13 protein-coding genes and 1 riboswitch are annotated in these 14062 nt (G+C 74.5%); of the genes, 7 read left to right on the top strand and 6 right to left on the bottom strand.

Going from position 1 to position 14062, the window contains the following annotated elements:
* Positions 1 to 71 precede the first annotated feature (71 nt).
* From AB0927_RS17390 to AB0927_RS17375, 4 genes are all read right to left on the bottom strand, one after another.
* Positions 72 to 1253 carry an MAB_1171c family putative transporter gene (locus tag AB0927_RS17390; RefSeq protein WP_366668453.1) on the bottom strand — a complete coding sequence of 394 codons (1182 nt, stop codon included), beginning with the start codon at positions 1251 to 1253 and terminating at the stop codon, positions 72 to 74.
* Positions 1250 to 2404 (bottom strand): DUF6545 domain-containing protein, encoded by a 1155-nt coding sequence (locus AB0927_RS17385; protein WP_366668452.1) that lies wholly within the window; start codon positions 2402 to 2404, stop codon positions 1250 to 1252. Before AB0927_RS17385 ends, AB0927_RS17390 begins: the two co-directional genes overlap by 4 nt.
* Positions 2401 to 2952 (bottom strand): toxin, encoded by a 552-nt coding sequence (locus tag AB0927_RS17380; protein WP_366668451.1) that lies wholly within the window; start codon positions 2950 to 2952, stop codon positions 2401 to 2403. The genes AB0927_RS17385 and AB0927_RS17380 overlap by 4 nt, the downstream gene beginning before the upstream one ends.
* Before the next feature lie 211 nt (positions 2953 to 3163).
* Entirely contained in the window at positions 3164 to 3835 is a 672-nt protein-coding gene (locus tag AB0927_RS17375) for a phosphotransferase (RefSeq protein WP_366668450.1), read from the bottom strand.
* A 98-nt stretch (positions 3836 to 3933) separates the two neighbouring features.
* A riboswitch (cobalamin riboswitch) is annotated at positions 3934 to 4009 on the top strand.
* Between the two features lie 131 nt (positions 4010 to 4140).
* Here AB0927_RS17375 and AB0927_RS17370 point away from each other — a divergent pair.
* From AB0927_RS17370 to AB0927_RS17350, 5 genes are read left to right on the top strand one after another with little or no spacing between them, the layout of a single operon-like run.
* Positions 4141 to 5352 (top strand): prenyltransferase/squalene oxidase repeat-containing protein, encoded by a 1212-nt coding sequence (locus tag AB0927_RS17370; protein ID WP_366668449.1) that lies wholly within the window; start codon positions 4141 to 4143, stop codon positions 5350 to 5352.
* On the top strand, positions 5349 to 6002 hold the full coding sequence (locus AB0927_RS17365; RefSeq protein ID WP_366668448.1) for an SCO2322 family protein: 654 nt from the start codon (positions 5349 to 5351) through the stop codon (positions 6000 to 6002). Before AB0927_RS17370 ends, AB0927_RS17365 begins: the two co-directional genes overlap by 4 nt.
* 20 nt (positions 6003 to 6022) lie before the next feature.
* Positions 6023 to 7129, top strand: coding sequence for a CbiQ family ECF transporter T component (locus AB0927_RS17360; protein ID WP_366668447.1), 1107 nt, complete (start codon positions 6023 to 6025; stop codon positions 7127 to 7129).
* Entirely contained in the window at positions 7126 to 8823 is a 1698-nt protein-coding gene (locus AB0927_RS17355) for an ATP-binding cassette domain-containing protein (RefSeq protein WP_366668446.1), read from the top strand. Before AB0927_RS17360 ends, AB0927_RS17355 begins: the two co-directional genes overlap by 4 nt.
* A complete protein-coding gene (locus AB0927_RS17350) occupies positions 8820 to 9737 on the top strand; it encodes an ECF transporter S component (protein ID WP_366668445.1) in 918 nt (305 codons plus the stop codon). The genes AB0927_RS17355 and AB0927_RS17350 overlap by 4 nt, the downstream gene beginning before the upstream one ends.
* On the opposite strand, the gene AB0927_RS17345 is transcribed toward AB0927_RS17350, so the two are convergent.
* Together AB0927_RS17345 and AB0927_RS17340 are read right to left on the bottom strand one after the other, a co-directional pair.
* Positions 9724 to 11307, bottom strand: coding sequence for a cobalamin-dependent protein (locus AB0927_RS17345; protein ID WP_366668444.1), 1584 nt, complete (start codon positions 11305 to 11307; stop codon positions 9724 to 9726). The genes AB0927_RS17350 and AB0927_RS17345 overlap by 14 nt on opposite strands.
* A 63-nt stretch (positions 11308 to 11370) precedes the next feature.
* A complete protein-coding gene (locus AB0927_RS17340; RefSeq protein ID WP_366668443.1) occupies positions 11371 to 11982 on the bottom strand; it encodes an XRE family transcriptional regulator in 612 nt (203 codons plus the stop codon).
* A 167-nt stretch (positions 11983 to 12149) separates the two neighbouring features.
* Here AB0927_RS17340 and AB0927_RS17335 point away from each other — a divergent pair, with 167 nt between their 5' ends.
* Both AB0927_RS17335 and AB0927_RS17330 read left to right on the top strand, forming a co-directional pair.
* The gene (locus AB0927_RS17335) at positions 12150 to 13022 is read left to right on the top strand and encodes an EamA family transporter (RefSeq protein ID WP_366668442.1); all 873 of its coding nucleotides are present in this window, start codon (positions 12150 to 12152) and stop codon (positions 13020 to 13022) included.
* A gap of 497 nt (positions 13023 to 13519) precedes the next feature.
* The coding region (locus AB0927_RS17330) for a transposase (RefSeq protein ID WP_366668441.1) at positions 13520 to 14062 on the top strand (543 nt) is incomplete at its 3' end.

Here is a 14062-nt window from a genome sequence, read left to right as displayed (position 1 = left end):
GGCGCGTCCGGTGACACGTGCACATGGACACTCCCCGGTTCCGGCCCCGCATGACCCTCGGGCCGGTCCGGTCAGCTCCGGGCGGTGCGTGCCGCGCCGTCCCGGGCCGCCCTGACGACCGGCGAACTGTCCAACGCCCGTGCCAGCCGCACCAGTTCCCGGGTGTCCGAGAAGAGGGCGGTGTGCAACCGGGAGCCGCCCGCCGGCTCCGGGGGCTCGGCGGGGCGCGGCCGCCCGGCCTGGAGCGCGGCGTCCACGACCATCGCGGCCGCGGCGACGAACTGCGCCTCGCCCTGCGGGCAGCCCTGGCCGCGGGCCTGCCGGTACGCCGTCTCGCGCACCCGGCCGTCGCAGCGGGACTGGAGGGCGAGCAGCGCGTCGAGGATGCGCAGCTCGCGGTAGTACAGCCGGCCGCGCGGCAGTTGCCAGCGCGGGGGCGCGGGCTTGGGGGCGGTCGGCACGTGCCGCAGCTCCGCCCACAGCGGGCCGAGCGCCCGGTAGTCCCAGATGCTGTGCCACTGGGCGAGGGTCGCGGGCAGCAGCCGGGGCAGTACGAAGCCCGCGGCGCACAGCAGGGCGCCCAGCGCGGCGGCGCGCGGGGCCAGCCCTGTGGACAGCCGGTCCAGGTCGTGCCCCGCCCAGCGGGCCGTGACGGCGATCAGCTTGGCGCACTCGAAGCCGAGCACGTCCACGGCCAGGCCGGCCATGATGAGCCGCAGCCCCACCCGCAGGATCCCGGTCACCTCCCGGGACCAGCGCAGGCACACCCAGATGGTGATCACCGCGCAGGCGCCGTGCCCGAGCAGATAGAGCACGATCATCTCGCGCATGTACGGCGTGTTCGCGTAGTAGGTGTCGAGGTCCCGCAGCCGTTCGACGGGCGCATGGGACAGGGCGAACAGCGTGATGACGGCGACGATCGTCAGGCTGTACACCGTGGCGACCCGCACCACCTGGCCGCGTACCCGCTCGGCGGGGCCCCCGCGCCAGTTGATCAGCAGGATCAGCAGGGAGGCGCTGTAGGCGGAGATGACGCTGTAGGTCATCGGGGCGCCGAAGTTGGGGACGCTGGTGAGGTCGTTGACGGCGCCCAGGGTGACGGGTGCCGAGCAGAAGAAGCAGAGCCCGCCGAGGAAGATCGACGCACAGGTGGACGCGGTCAGCGGGTCGCGCAGGGCGAGGCGCGGCCGGCGGAAGACCAGCAGGGCGGTCCCGGTGAACAGGCTCGCCACCGTGTACACGATCAGGCTCATGGCGCGGCGCCCTCACAGGCCACGGCCAGGGCGCGGTCGCCGGTCCCCTCGGCGAGGGCGTCGGAGATGCGCAGCAGTGCCGGAAGGTCGGGGCGGCCGGTGAGCGGGGCGACCTCGTCCGCCCGCTCCTCGGACAGCGCCCGGGTGGCGGCGGCGATGGCGGTGGCCCACGCGGCGGCCTCCGCCTGGTGCGCGTCCCCGCCGGTCAGCAGCCGGTCGGCGTACGTCTGCCGGTACAGCCCCCCGTCGAGGTAACGCCCCAGGAAGTGGAGGCCGTTGTAGATGGAGCTCTGCCGCCAGGTCAGCCAGCGGGTGGCGGAGGGCCACCACGGGCGCGGGACGCGCAGGCATTCGCGGGTGAGGAGCCCGGTGAGCGTCCGCTCCAGCGGGCCGAGGCGCGCGTACGCCCGCCAGCAGCGGGCCCGGACGGCCAGGAAGGGGGCGACCAGCGGGACCACGATGCCGACGACGGTGATCACCGCGCCGAGCGCGGCGCAGGCCCCCGGGAACGTCGTACCGAGCACGGCCCAGTCCCGGCCGCACCAACGGGCGCCCACGGCGGCGAGTTTGGCGCCGCCGTAGCCGCTGCCGACGAGGTTGCCGGTCCCCATCAGCACCAGGCCCGCGCGCAGGGAGCCGCGCAACCGGCGGGCCCAGGACAGGGACCGGTACGCGGTGACCACGACGGCGGTCAGGTGCGCGCCGAGGTAGAGGACGATCATCTCGGCGATGTACGGCGTGGTGGCGTAGTACGTGTCGAAGTCCGTCCGGCGTTCCACGGTGGCGTCGCCGAGCGCGAACAGGACGGCGATGGCGGCGAGTACGACGGCGTAGCCGAGGGTCCAGCGGCGGATCGCGCGGCTGGTGCCGGGGCCACCGCGCCAGCGCATGACGAGCGCGAGGGAGGCGGCGCCGGACGCGGTGACGGTGCCGTACGTCAGCGGGGCGGCGAGGTTGGGCACGCCGCTGACGTCGTTGACGAAACCGACCGTGCCGGGGGCGCCGAGCAGGAAGCACAGCGAGGAGAGGGCCAGCACGGCGGCGAGGGTGAGCAGGAACGGGTTCCGCGGGCGGCGCATCAGGCCGGGTGCCTTGGTCAGCAGGCCGAGCCACAGCAGCCCGCAGCTGGCGTAGTTGATCAGGTCGCTCACCTTCTGGCCCCGCGGTAGTTGAGGGCCGCGCCGATGCGTCCTGCGAGGTCGTCGTGGCCGGAGGTGTGCGCCGCGTACACGGAATCGGAGGACGCTTTCAGCCAGGGCCGCAGCCGGTCGCCGATCAGCATGCCGAAGAGGTCGGCCCGCTGCTCCGCGGCCTCCAGGAACCGGGTACGGGCGGCGGTCGCCACCGCGGCGTCGGCGGCGTCGGGCGCGGGGGCGCCCTCGACGTGCGCGGCGCGGTGGGCGGGGTCGTCGTCGGCCATGTGCCACAGCTCGTGCCCCAGGATCACGAGCTTCATCCAGGGCGGGGCGTCGGCCTCGATGACGATGTCGTCGCGGTCGCCGCGGTCGATCCACAGCCCGGTCGCGGAGGTCTGCGGCGGAAAGTTCGCCTGGTGGACGACGATGGGCCGGCCGCGCCAGCGGATCGCGGACTCGACCAGGGCCGCCAGCAGGGCGGCGGGGTCGGCGGGGATCGGCACGCGGAGGGGGTCGATCAGCTCGTTGGCGAACCGGCGCATCTTCCTGGTCGTACGCACCATTCCCCCGGAGGCTGCGAGCGGTCACGTCAGACCGCAATATGTCAATTCCTCGCCGCTTAGGCCACCTTCGCTCCCGGAGCACGGACGGCGCGAATGCCCCATATCTCGCCAACGGGACGCCGTGCGGTCCTCCCGTTGGCCGAAACAAGCGCTCCGGTCCCGCCGGGGCCGCCCCAAGACCCCGCCGTTTTCAGCCGTCACGAAAGTACGCTCAGGCCAGTCGCGCCACGCTGCGCACCAACTTCCCCGTCTCCCCCAGCAGTTCCGTCTCCTGGGCGCTCATCGTCGGATTCGCCGCCCGCCGCCGCAGCGCCTCGGCGAGCCCCTCCTCGGTGAGGTCACGGGGGTCGGCGAGCAGGGCGGTGAGGATCGCGCCGGCCGGCCGGGCGAGGGCGGTGGGGCCCACGGCGACCTGGGCGAGGATCACCGCGGACATGCCCCAGTCCAGGCCGGGGTGGCCGTCCTCGGCGTTGGACCAGTCGATGACGCGGGGCCCGTCCGGGGTGAGCATCACGTTGTCGGGGTGCAGGTCCAGGTGCAGCACCCGCGCCGCCGGGTCGGCCGCGTCCCGGCCGGGCACGGCGTGCAGCCGCCGCAGCAGCCGGGCGAGCAGCGCGCCCGCCTCCGACGGGCCCACCCGGCCCTCGGTGAGGGCGGCGAGCAGGGTCGGGCCGGACAGCCGCTCCAGGACCAGGTCGGTGCGCGAGCCGGCGGGGCGGACGCGCGGTGCCGGGTAGCCGTGCTGTCGTACGTACGTCATCACGGCGCCCTCGCCGGCCGCGTCCCCCCAGCCCTCGCGGTCGCGGCGCAGCACCCACGCCGTGTCGATCTCGTAGATGTCGGCCGAGCGGCCGGAGCCGAGGAGTCTTCCCGGTGTCGTCATGCCGTGACCCTAATCACCGTCACGGTGTGCTCACGGGCACTCCCCGGCGCCCGTGGGGCTGCCGGTAAAGTGGCGGAGTCGTCATCACACCCGTACGGGGGGAAGCCGGTGCAATTCCGGCGCTGACCCGCAGCCGTGAGCCGTTCCGCAGGGAAACGGCGAGCCGGAATGCCCCGCGCGGACGTGACCGGCTCGCGTGCCCGGCCTCCCGCCGCGCACGGCACCGTCGAGGTATACGGAGTCGAGCCGCCCGGGGCCCTCCCGTGCGCTGCCCGGCTCCCCGCAGGGAGAGGCAGTCGCCGACCATGAACGTCCGCCGCAACGCCGCGGCACTCGCCGCCATAGGCGTGCTGACCGCAGCCGCGCCCGCCACGGCCGCCGGCCCGTCCCCTTCCCCCAAGGTCCCGGCCCCGGCCGGGCTCTACGGCACGTCGGACCCGACCTACGACGGTGTGTGGCGCCAGTCGCTCACCCTCGTCGCCCAGCGCACGCTCGGCTACCGTCCGGCCGCCGCCGCCGTCGACTGGCTCACCGGCCAGCAGTGCGCGAACGGCTCCTTCGCCGCGTTCCGCGCCACCCCCGCCAAGTCCTGCGACGCCAAGACGACGGTGGACACCAACAGCACGGCCGCCGCCGTCCAGGCCCTGCGCGCCACCGGCGGCCACGACGCCGCCGTCACCAAGGCCGTCGACTGGCTGAAGTCCGTGCAGAACACGGACGGCGGCTGGGGCTACAACCCCGGCAGCCCCAGCGACACCAACTCCACCTCCGTGGTCATCGGCGCGCTGGCCGCGACCGGCGCCGACCCGGCGAGCGTCCGGAAGTCGGGCAAGTCCCCGTACGACGCGCTGGCCTCCTGGTCCATCCCCTGCGACCACGAGGGCGGCGGCGCCCTCGCCTACCAGCCGGACAAGAAGGGTGCCCTGGCGGCCAACGCCGACGCCACCGCGGCCGGTGTGCTGGCCGCGCTCGGCAAGGGCTTCGTGGCCGGGGCCGGCAAGTCCCCCGCCGCGGACGCCTGCGTGAAGGGCGCCCACCCCGCCCCGGCCCGGGTCGCCGACAACGGCGGCGCGTATCTGGCGGCCGCGGTCGCGAAGTCCGGCCATCTCCTCTCCGTGCTCCCCGGCGCCGAGAACCAGCCCGACTACGGCAACACCGCCGACGCCGTCGTGGCCCTCGCCGCGGACGGGCGGACCGCCGCGGCCAAGAAGGCGTACGCCTTCCTGGAGAAGAACGCCGGCCCCTGGGCGGCCCAGACCGGCCCCGCGGCGTACGCCCAGCTGATCCTCGCCGCGCACGCGGTCGGCGCCCAGCCCGGCGACTTCGGCGGCACCAGCCTCGTGACCTCCCTCGACGCCCTCGGCCCCGCGCCGCGGACGCAGGGCGCCGCCGAGAAGCCGGCCAAGGCGTCCGACGGCTCCTCGGGCGCCGGGGTCTGGTGGAGCGTCGGCATCTGCCTCGTCGCGGGCATCGGCATCGGCTTCCTGCTCAGCACCCGGAAGAAGCGGCAGCCGTGACCGCCGTCCGCCGTACCGCGCCGGTGCTGCTGGCCGTCCTCGCCCTGCTGCTCGGCGCCGGGGCCGGGCAGGCGCGGGCCACCGGGTACCGCTACTGGTCGTTCTGGGAACGCTCCGGCGGCCACTGGACGTACGCCACCCAGGGCCCCTCGCTCGTCCGCCCCGGCGACGGCGCCGTGGAGGGCTTCCGCTTCTCCGTGAGCGCGGACTCCGGCGACGCGAGCAAGCCGCGCGGTACGGCGGACTTCGCCACGATCTGCGCGGGCACGCCCGCCGAGTCCGGCACCAAGCGGGTGGCCCTGGTCGTCGACTTCGGCGTCCCGGCCGACGCGCCCGCCGGCGAGACGCCGCCGAAGGGCCGCACGGCCTGCGCCCGGGTCTCCCCCTCGGCGTCCGCCGCGGAGGCGCTGGCCGCCGTGGCCAAGCCGCTGCGGTACGACACGAACGCCCTGCTGTGCGCGATCTCCGGGTATCCGCGCACGGGGTGCGGGGAGCAGGTGTCGGGGAGCGGCCCGGTGACGGTCCCGGGCCGCACGGAGTACCGGACCGCCTCCTCCGGCGGCCCGTCCCTGGGGCTGCCGATCGGCGCCGCCGTGGTGGTCGTCCTGGCGGGCGCGGCGGTGTGGCAGTCGCGACGGCGACGCGGATGACCCCGTCGGACGGGCCGTCCGTGACCGGTCGCACGGTTCCCGGGACGCCTTCGGGGCGCGACCGGGGCCGGGCCACCGTGCACCCCGGTGCCTGGTGGCTCTGGGCGATATCCCTCGGCACCGCCGCCACCCGCACCACCAACCCGCTGCTGCTCGCCCTGCTGATCGCCGCGTCGGCGTACGTCGTGGCGACGCACCGCTCCGCCGCCCCCTGGGCCCGCTCCTACACCGCCTTCGCCAAGCTCGCCCTCGCCGTCCTGCTCGTCCGCCTGGTCTTCGCCGTGGCCCTCGGCTCCCCGATCCCCGGCACCCACACCCTCCTCACCCTCCCGGAGATCCCGCTCCCGCACTGGGCGCAGGGCATCCGCCTCGGGGGCGAGGTGACCGCGGAGGCGCTCGTCTTCGCCGCGTACGACGGCCTGAAACTGGCCACCCTGCTGATCTGCGTCGGCGCCGCGAACGCCCTCGCCAGCCCGTCCCGCCTGCTGAAGTCCCTGCCCGGCGCCCTGTACGAGACCGGCGTCGCCGTCGTCGTCGCCCTCACCTTCGCGCCGCACCTCATCGCCGACGTCCAGCGGCTGCGCGCCGCCCGCCGGCTGCGCGGCCGCCCGGACCGCGGCGTCCGGGGCCTGCTCCAGGTCGGACTCCCGGTCCTGGAGGGCGCGCTGGAACGTTCCGTCGCCCTCGCCGCCGCAATGGAGGCCCGCGGCTACGGCCGCACCGCCGACGTCCCCGCCCGGGTCCGCCGGACCACCGCCGCCCTCACCCTCGGCGGCCTGCTCGGCGTCTGCGCGGGCACCTACGGGCTGCTCACCGCGGAGGGCGGCGGCTACGGCGCCCCGCTGCTCCTCGCCGGGATCCTCGCCGCCCTCGCCGGACTGCGCCTCGGCGGCCGGCGTTCGCCGCGCACCCGGTACCGCCCCGACCCCTGGGGCCCGCGCGCCTGGCTGGTCACCGGCTCCGGCGTCGCCGTGGCCGCGCTGCTGACCCTCGCCTCGGCGCGCGCCCCGGAGGCCCTGCACCCGGGCGTGGTCCCGCTGACCGCCCCCACCCTCCCGCTCTGGCCCGCCGCGTCGGTCCTGCTCGCCCTGCTGCCCGCCTTCGTCGTCCCCAGGGAGCACTCGTGATCCGCTTCGAGAAGGTCAGCGTCACGTACGACGGTGCCCCCGAACCCACCGTCCGCGACGTCGACTTCGAGGTGCCGGAGGGCGAACTGGTGCTGCTCGTCGGCCCGTCGGGGGTCGGCAAGTCCACCGTGCTCGGCGCGGTCAGCGGACTCGTCCCGCACTTCACCGGCGGCACGCTCGGCGGCCGCGTGACCGTGGCCGGCCGCGACACCCGCACCCACAAGCCCCGCGAACTCGCCGATGTCGTCGGCACGGTGGGCCAGGACCCGCTCGCCCACTTCGTCACCGACACCGTCGAGGACGAACTCGCCTACGGCATGGAGTCGTTGGGCCTCGCCCCCGAGGTCATGCGCCGCCGCGTCGAGGAGACCCTCGACCTGCTGGGCCTCGCCGGTCTGCGGGACCGGCCCATCGCCACCCTCTCCGGCGGCCAGCGCCAGCGCGTCGCCATCGGCTCCGTCCTCACCCCCCATCCCCGGGTGCTCGTCCTGGACGAACCGACCTCCGCGCTGGACCCCGCCGCCGCGGAAGAGGTCCTCGCCGTCCTCCAGCGCCTCGTCCACGACCTCGGCACCACCGTCCTCATGGCCGAGCACCGCCTCGAACGCGTCGTCCAGTACGCCGACCGCGTCGTCCTGCTCCCCGCCCCCGGCGCGCCCCCCGTCACCGGCACCCCGGCCGAGGTCATGGCCGTCTCCCCGGTCCACCCGCCGGTCGTCGCCCTGGGCCGGCTGGCCGGGTGGGACCCGCTGCCGCTGACGGTCCGGGACGCCCGCCGCAAGGCGGCGCCGTTGCGCGACCGTCTCGCCCCGGCCGCGCGGAACCGGGCCGCCGCGGCCGGGCCGGCCGCCGTCACCGCGGCGGCGGCCCGGCCCCCGGCCGGCCGCGGCACCGGGCGCCTGTTCGGACGCCGGACCAGGACCGCCCCCGCGACCGGGCCCGCCCCCACGGCCGAAGCCCGCTCCCTCACCGTCCGCCGCGGCCGCGTCACCGCCCTGCGCGCCCTCGACCTCACCGTCGGCCCCGGCGAGACCATCGCCCTCATGGGCCGCAACGGCGCGGGCAAGTCCACCCTCCTCACCACCCTCGTCGGCCTCCTCGAACCCACCGCCGGCACGGTGAGCGTCGGCGGCACCACGCCCCACCGCGCCTCCCCCCGGGAGCTGATCCGCCACGTCGGCCTGGTCCCGCAGGAGCCGAGGGACCTGCTTTACGCCGACACCGTCGCCGCGGAGTGCGCCGCCGCCGACCAGGACGCCGACGCGCCCCCCGGCACCTGCCGCGCCCTCCTCTCCCGGCTCCTGCCGGGCATCGCCGACGACACCCACCCCCGCGACCTCTCCGAGGGCCAGTGCCTCGCCCTCGCGCTGGCCGTCGTCCTGACCGCCCGCCCGCCGCTGCTCCTGCTGGACGAGCCGACCCGCGGCCTGGACTACGCCGCGAAGGCCCGGCTGGTGACCGCGCTGCGCGGCCTGGCCGCCGAGGGGCACGCGATCGTGCTGGCCACGCACGACGTGGAGCTGGCCGCGGAGATCGCGCACCGGGTGGTGCTGCTGGCCGAGGGCGAGGTGATCGCGGACGGTCCCACGGCGGAGATCGTGGTGTCCTCCCCCTCCTTCGCCCCCCAGGTGACCAAGATCCTCGCCCCCCAGCAGTGGCTGACCGTGGCCCAGGTCCGGGAGGCCCTGGGATGACCCCGCCCCCGCCCTCCGCCCTCGCCCCCGCCGCCCCGCGCGTCCGTGCCGTCCGCCTCGGTCCCCGTTCCGTCGCCGCCCTCGTCCTCGTGACCGCGGTCGGCGTGATCGCCTTCGGCTGGCCCTTCCTCGCCCCGCCCGCCTCCGGCCTCAGCGCCCACGCCCAGGACGCCCCCTGGCTCTTCGCGGGCCTGCTGATCCTGCTGGTGGCGGTGGTCGCGGCGACGATCTCGGAGTCGGACCTCGGCCCGAAGGCGGTGGCGATGCTGGGCGTGCTGGCCGCCACCGGTGCCGCGCTGCGCCCGATCGGCGCGGGCACGGCCGGGATCGAGCCGATGTTCTTCCTGCTGGTGCTCAGCGGCCGCGTCCTGGGCCCCGGCTTCGGCTTCACGCTCGGCTCGGTGACGATGTTCGCGTCCGCGCTGCTGACCGGCGGCGTCGGCCCCTGGCTGCCGTTCCAGATGCTGTCGATGGGCTGGTTCGCGATGGGCGCGGGCCTGCTGCCCGGCCCGGTGCGGCTGCGCGGCCGGGCCGAGCTGCTGCTGCTGGCCGGGTACGGCTTCCTCGCCTCCCTCGCCTACGGCACGGTGATGAACCTGGCCGGCTGGCCCTTCATGGGCGCCACCGCCTCGGGCATCTCCTTCCACCCGGGCGCCTCGGTCGCCGCCAACCTGGCCCGCTTCGTCGCCTACTGCCTGGCCACCTCCCTCGGCTGGGACCTGGGCCGGGCCCTGTGCACGGTGGTGCTGACCTTCGCGCTCGGCCCGGCGGTGCTGCGCGCGCTGCGCCGGGCCACCCGCCGGGCCGCCTTCGAGACGGCGGTCGTGTTCGACGCCCCCGGGAGCGCCGAGCGCAGGGAGCCGGGGACGGCCGGCCCCGCTGCCGGGGCGTCGGACGCGCCTACTCTCCGATGACGATTCCGCTGGACTTCCCGTACTCACGGATCCGGGTGCGGGCCGCCGCCAGGTCGTCCAGGGTGAGGCCCGGCATGACGGCGGTGACGTAGTCGCTCATCGCGGCCTCCCGGTCGATGACGTCCAGGGGCTTCCACCGTTCGGCCACGGACCGGCGTTCCGCCTCGTCGGGGAGGCCGACGCCGACCCGTCGCGCCGCCGCGTCGGCGAACTCGGGTTCGGTCAGGTAGCGGTAGTCCCGCGAGCCCGGTTCGGGAGAGAGGACCTCGACATCGAGCGAGGCGATCGCCCCTTTGCCGAGGTGGAGCAGCTCACGCATGGAGTCGACGTTCTCCGCCAGCAGTTCCGGCGTCATCCCGAGATGGCCGATCACGAACCCTACCTTCAGCAGCAGTCCCTGGTCGCGGGCCGTCTGCATGGCCTGGACGTTGTGCTCGAACATGCGCTCCGCGCGGTGGGCGGGACGCGCGTCCCGGAGCGGGGACAGCGGCTTGTTCATCGCCGCCAGCGACAGGGGCGAACCGGCGTCGAGCCCGACCATGAGCTGCCGGACCCCCACCTGACGGAGGGTCTCGGCGTGGCGGGGGTCGGACAGGCCGTCGGCACGGGCGTAGCCGACCATCACCGGCCGCTCCTCCTCCGGCAGCGCGGTCCACCACTGCGGCATCCCCTCGCGCATCCGCCGCAGCAGCGCGCCGAAGGTCAGCGGGAGTTCGTCCGCCGTGAGGTAGAGGTAGTCGTACCCGTTGTCGTGGGCCCGCTCGACCGCGTGCCAGGCGGTGGCCGGGTCCTCGACGCTGTTCTTCCACATGCCGCCGAACTGGATCGAGCAGAAGGAGCAGGCGTCGTCGCGGCGGAACTTGATGCAGCCGCGCGCTATCTCCAGGGGCATCCCGGCGTGCAGGTCGACGCCGAGCAGGTCGCGAAAGCGCGGGGCGACCCGGGAACGGAAGTTGGCCTGGTAGTGCGGGGTGTGCTCGAACACGGCGTCGACGAGGTCGTACCGCAGCGCCGTGAAGAGCGGCTCGGGCCGCTGCGGCGTGGCCAGCACCTCGCCCTCGCGCCATACCGCGAGCCCCGGATAGGCCGATAACGCGCGTAACCGCCCCTGGTACAGGTCGGCGACCAGGTCACGGAAGGAGGCGATCACTTCGTTGCCGAGGAAGCCGAAGTCTATGCAGGCGTGGTGGTTGCGCAGGCACTGCTCGGTCAGGGCGCTGAAGTGGTCGTTGCCCACGATGGTCCGGATTCCCGGACGCAGCGCCTTCACATGGGACAGGAGGGCGACGGCCGCCTCGTAGGTGGCCGTCAGGGTGCTGGCGCACACGGCCAGCAGCTCGTCCGCGTGGTCCTCGATGTATCCAAGGATCGTCGGCCAGGGGACGACGGTGCCGTCGAGGTAGACCGGGGTGACGCCGGGCACCTCGGCGAGCGCCGAGGCGAGCGTCAGCGTCCCCAGATGGGGGAAGTCCGACCAGTCGGTGTGATCCTCGGGGCGGGTGACGGTGCAGGTCGGACCGTCGAGAACGGTGTTGGAGTTCGGCGGGTTGACGATCAGGACCAAGGGCATGGTGAACGGCTCCTCACTGGTCGGATCAGGTGACTGACAGGGAGCGTGCCGAAGCGGGCCGGGTCACGGCTGGGAAGGGGGCTCCTGGGGCGGCGGCGGGAGGGCGACCTCGGGCTGGAGGACGGCCATGACGAAGTGCACGGTCTCGTCGCCCGGATTGCGGTAGCTGTGGGTCCGGTCCGCGACGAACGCGGCGGCGTCGCCCCGCAGAAGCGTGATCGTCTCTTCCGCGACACGGAGGGTGAGGCGGCCCCGCAGCACGTAGAGGAGTTCCTGGCTGCCCGCCGCGTGGGCCTCGCCCTCGTAGCCGTCGCCGGCGGCCATGTGCCAGTCCCACATCTCGATCGCGGCCGGCAGCTCGGACCCGACGAGGAGCCGGCCGACGCTCCCGGGGCGTCCGTGCCAGAGCTGGGCGGCGTCCCCGGACCGGACCACCTTCACCGGAGGGGGCTCGTGGGCCTCCACCAGCCGGGTCAGGGCCACCCCGAAGGCATCGGCGAGCCGCCCCAGGGTCGCGATGCTCGGATTGGTGCGCATCTGTTCGAGCTGGACCAGCATGCCCTTGCTCACGCCGGAGCGGGCGGCCAGCGCGTCGAGGCTCCAACCACGGGTCGTGCGCAGGGTCTTCACGTTCCGGGCGATGGTCCGGATCGCCCTCTCGGCCGCGCTACCCATTCAAGCCGCTCCGTCTCGATTGACACACTGTGCTGCACCACATGGACAGCTAAACTGACCATAGGTATGGCCATCCCGTCACGTCCAGGACTTCAGGAGGGTTGTCCGGAAAAGTGGCCGCACCGGTCGAGCCGGGATCTCTCCGCTGACGAATCACGAGGGCCCTGATGATCTTGTTACTCGGGCTGTGCTCAAGCCTCCTGTGGGGAATCGCGGACTTCGCGGGCGGCAGGCTCTCCCGTCGGCTGGCGACCTACTCGGTGATCTTCGTCGCCCAGTCGGCCGCTCTGGCCGGCTCCGTGGTCATGGTCCTCACGGACGGCTCCACGGCCGCCGACTGGCCCGCCCTGGCCTGGGGCGCCGGAGCCGGCTGCGCGGGTGTGGTCGCGCTGGGCTCCTTCTACCGGGCGCTCGCGATCGGCCGCGTCAGCCTGGTGGCGCCCGTGTCGGCGACCTCCGTGGCCCTGCCCGTCCTCATCGGCGTCGTCCAGGGACAGGCCCCGGCCCCCCTCCAGTCCGTCGGCCTGGCCCTGGCGGCACTGGGCACGGTGCTCGCGGTCGCGCCCGAACTGCCGGCCAGGGGCACGGGCACCCCGGCCGCCGACACCACGAACTCCAGGGCCTCGCTCGGGCTGGCCCTCCTGGCCTCGGCGGGATTCGGACTCGTGCTGGTGGCCATCGCGGCCGGCAGTCGTCACGACGTCCACCAGACGCTCCTCGGACAGCGCGGCGCGTACGTGGGCATCATCGCGGTGATCCTGCTGGCCGTCACCGCGCGCGGCGGCGCCGTCACGGCGGGGTGGGGCCGCGGGTCCCTGGCGGTGGCCGTGCTGGTGGGGCTCGGCGACATGGCGGCGAACCTCATGTACGCCCTCTCCGCCCGCTCGGACCTCCTGCCGGTGGTCTCCGTGCTGGCCTCGCTCTACCCCGTCGTCACGGTCGTCCTCGCCGGCTGGCTCGACCGCGAACGCCTCCGGCCCGCCCAGGTCTTCGGGGTGGTCGGCACCTTCGCCGGAGTCGCGCTGATCGGCATCGCCTGAGCGGCGGCGGCGGTCCGGCACGCGCGGCGGACCGGCGAAGCGCCCCACATGACGCGGCTCACCTACGAACCGGGGCCGTAGGGCCTCTCGCCCCGTACCCCCCTTCCCGCACCCCTCGTGACCTGCGGTTCGAGACGCGTGCCACAGGGCGCCCCGGCCCGCCGCGTCCGGCCGCGACTAGTCTAGGGGGTGTCCGGCGGATCTTGGTGGAGGGAAGCCACGGCACGGTTTTGACCCAGGTGAGCGGGGTCTGGTGCGTCGAGATGCAAGGCGGAGGAGGGAGTCGACGATGGGGGCGCCCCCGCGCGAGCGAAGCCGAGCGTGGGGGAGTCGGCGACCGACGACAACGCCGCAGATCGGCGTGCCGGACCCCGCGTCTGCGCCAAGATCCGCCGGACACCCCCTAGTAGTGCTTTGTTAGGTGTCTTGTCGGGTCGGCAGTCTGGTGCTTCTCTGCGGGTATGAGGGCGGATGAACTCGCTACGTTTCGGGACCGATTGGAGGAGTTCGCCGGGGAGATGTTCAAGCCTTTGGCGCGGGCGGATCAGCGGGTGAAGGGCGGCCTGTATCTGCGTGGCTTGCTCCTGGACGGGCGCCGGAAGTCGATGCAGCCGATGGCTGGGCGCCTCGGGGTGGATCACCAGCAGTTGCAGCAGTTCATGACGACGTCGACCTGGCCGGTGGAATCGGTCCGGGCACGGCTGGCCCGCCGGGCGGTGGCAGTGGTGCGACCGCAGGTCTGGGTAGTGGACGACACCGGCTTCCCCAAAGACGGTGTGTCGTCGCCCGGAGTGGCCCGGCAGTACTCCGGCACACTGGGCAAGGTCGGCAACTGCCAGATCGGGGTGAGTGTCCATGCCGCCTCGGACACTGCTTCGTGTCCGCTGTCGTGGCGGCTGTTCCTGCCCCGCTGCTGGGACGGGCCCGATGCGGCCGGCCGGCGGGCCCGATGCCGTATCCCCGACACCGAGCGTCACCGGCCCAAGTGGCAGCTCGCGCTGGAGATGCTCGACGAGCTCGCGGCCCTGCGTCTACGGCCC

The organism is Streptomyces sp. NPDC048106 (assembly GCF_040706415.1).
Classification (GTDB): Bacteria; Actinomycetota; Actinomycetes; order Streptomycetales; family Streptomycetaceae; genus Streptomyces.
This window is presented reverse-complemented; position numbering and strand designations above follow the sequence as displayed.

Bases quoted from the DNA above. Each gene is read 5' to 3' on its own strand.
- AB0927_RS17380 (WP_366668451.1), bottom strand. From the start codon at position 2,952: ATGGTGCGTACGACCAGGAAGATGCGCCGGTTCGCCAACGAGCTGATC.
- AB0927_RS17340 (WP_366668443.1), bottom strand. From the start codon at position 11,982: ATGGGTAGCGCGGCCGAGAGGGCGATCCGGACCATCGCCCGGAACGTG.
- AB0927_RS17335 (WP_366668442.1), top strand. From the start codon at position 12,150: ATGATCTTGTTACTCGGGCTGTGCTCAAGCCTCCTGTGGGGAATCGCG.
- AB0927_RS17390 (WP_366668453.1), bottom strand. From the start codon at position 1,253: ATGAGCCTGATCGTGTACACGGTGGCGAGCCTGTTCACCGGGACCGCC.
- AB0927_RS17370 (WP_366668449.1), top strand. From the start codon at position 4,141: ATGAACGTCCGCCGCAACGCCGCGGCACTCGCCGCCATAGGCGTGCTG.
- AB0927_RS17345 (WP_366668444.1), bottom strand. From the start codon at position 11,307: ATGCCCTTGGTCCTGATCGTCAACCCGCCGAACTCCAACACCGTTCTC.
- AB0927_RS17350 (WP_366668445.1), top strand. From the start codon at position 8,820: ATGACCCCGCCCCCGCCCTCCGCCCTCGCCCCCGCCGCCCCGCGCGTC.
- AB0927_RS17375 (WP_366668450.1), bottom strand. From the start codon at position 3,835: ATGACGACACCGGGAAGACTCCTCGGCTCCGGCCGCTCGGCCGACATC.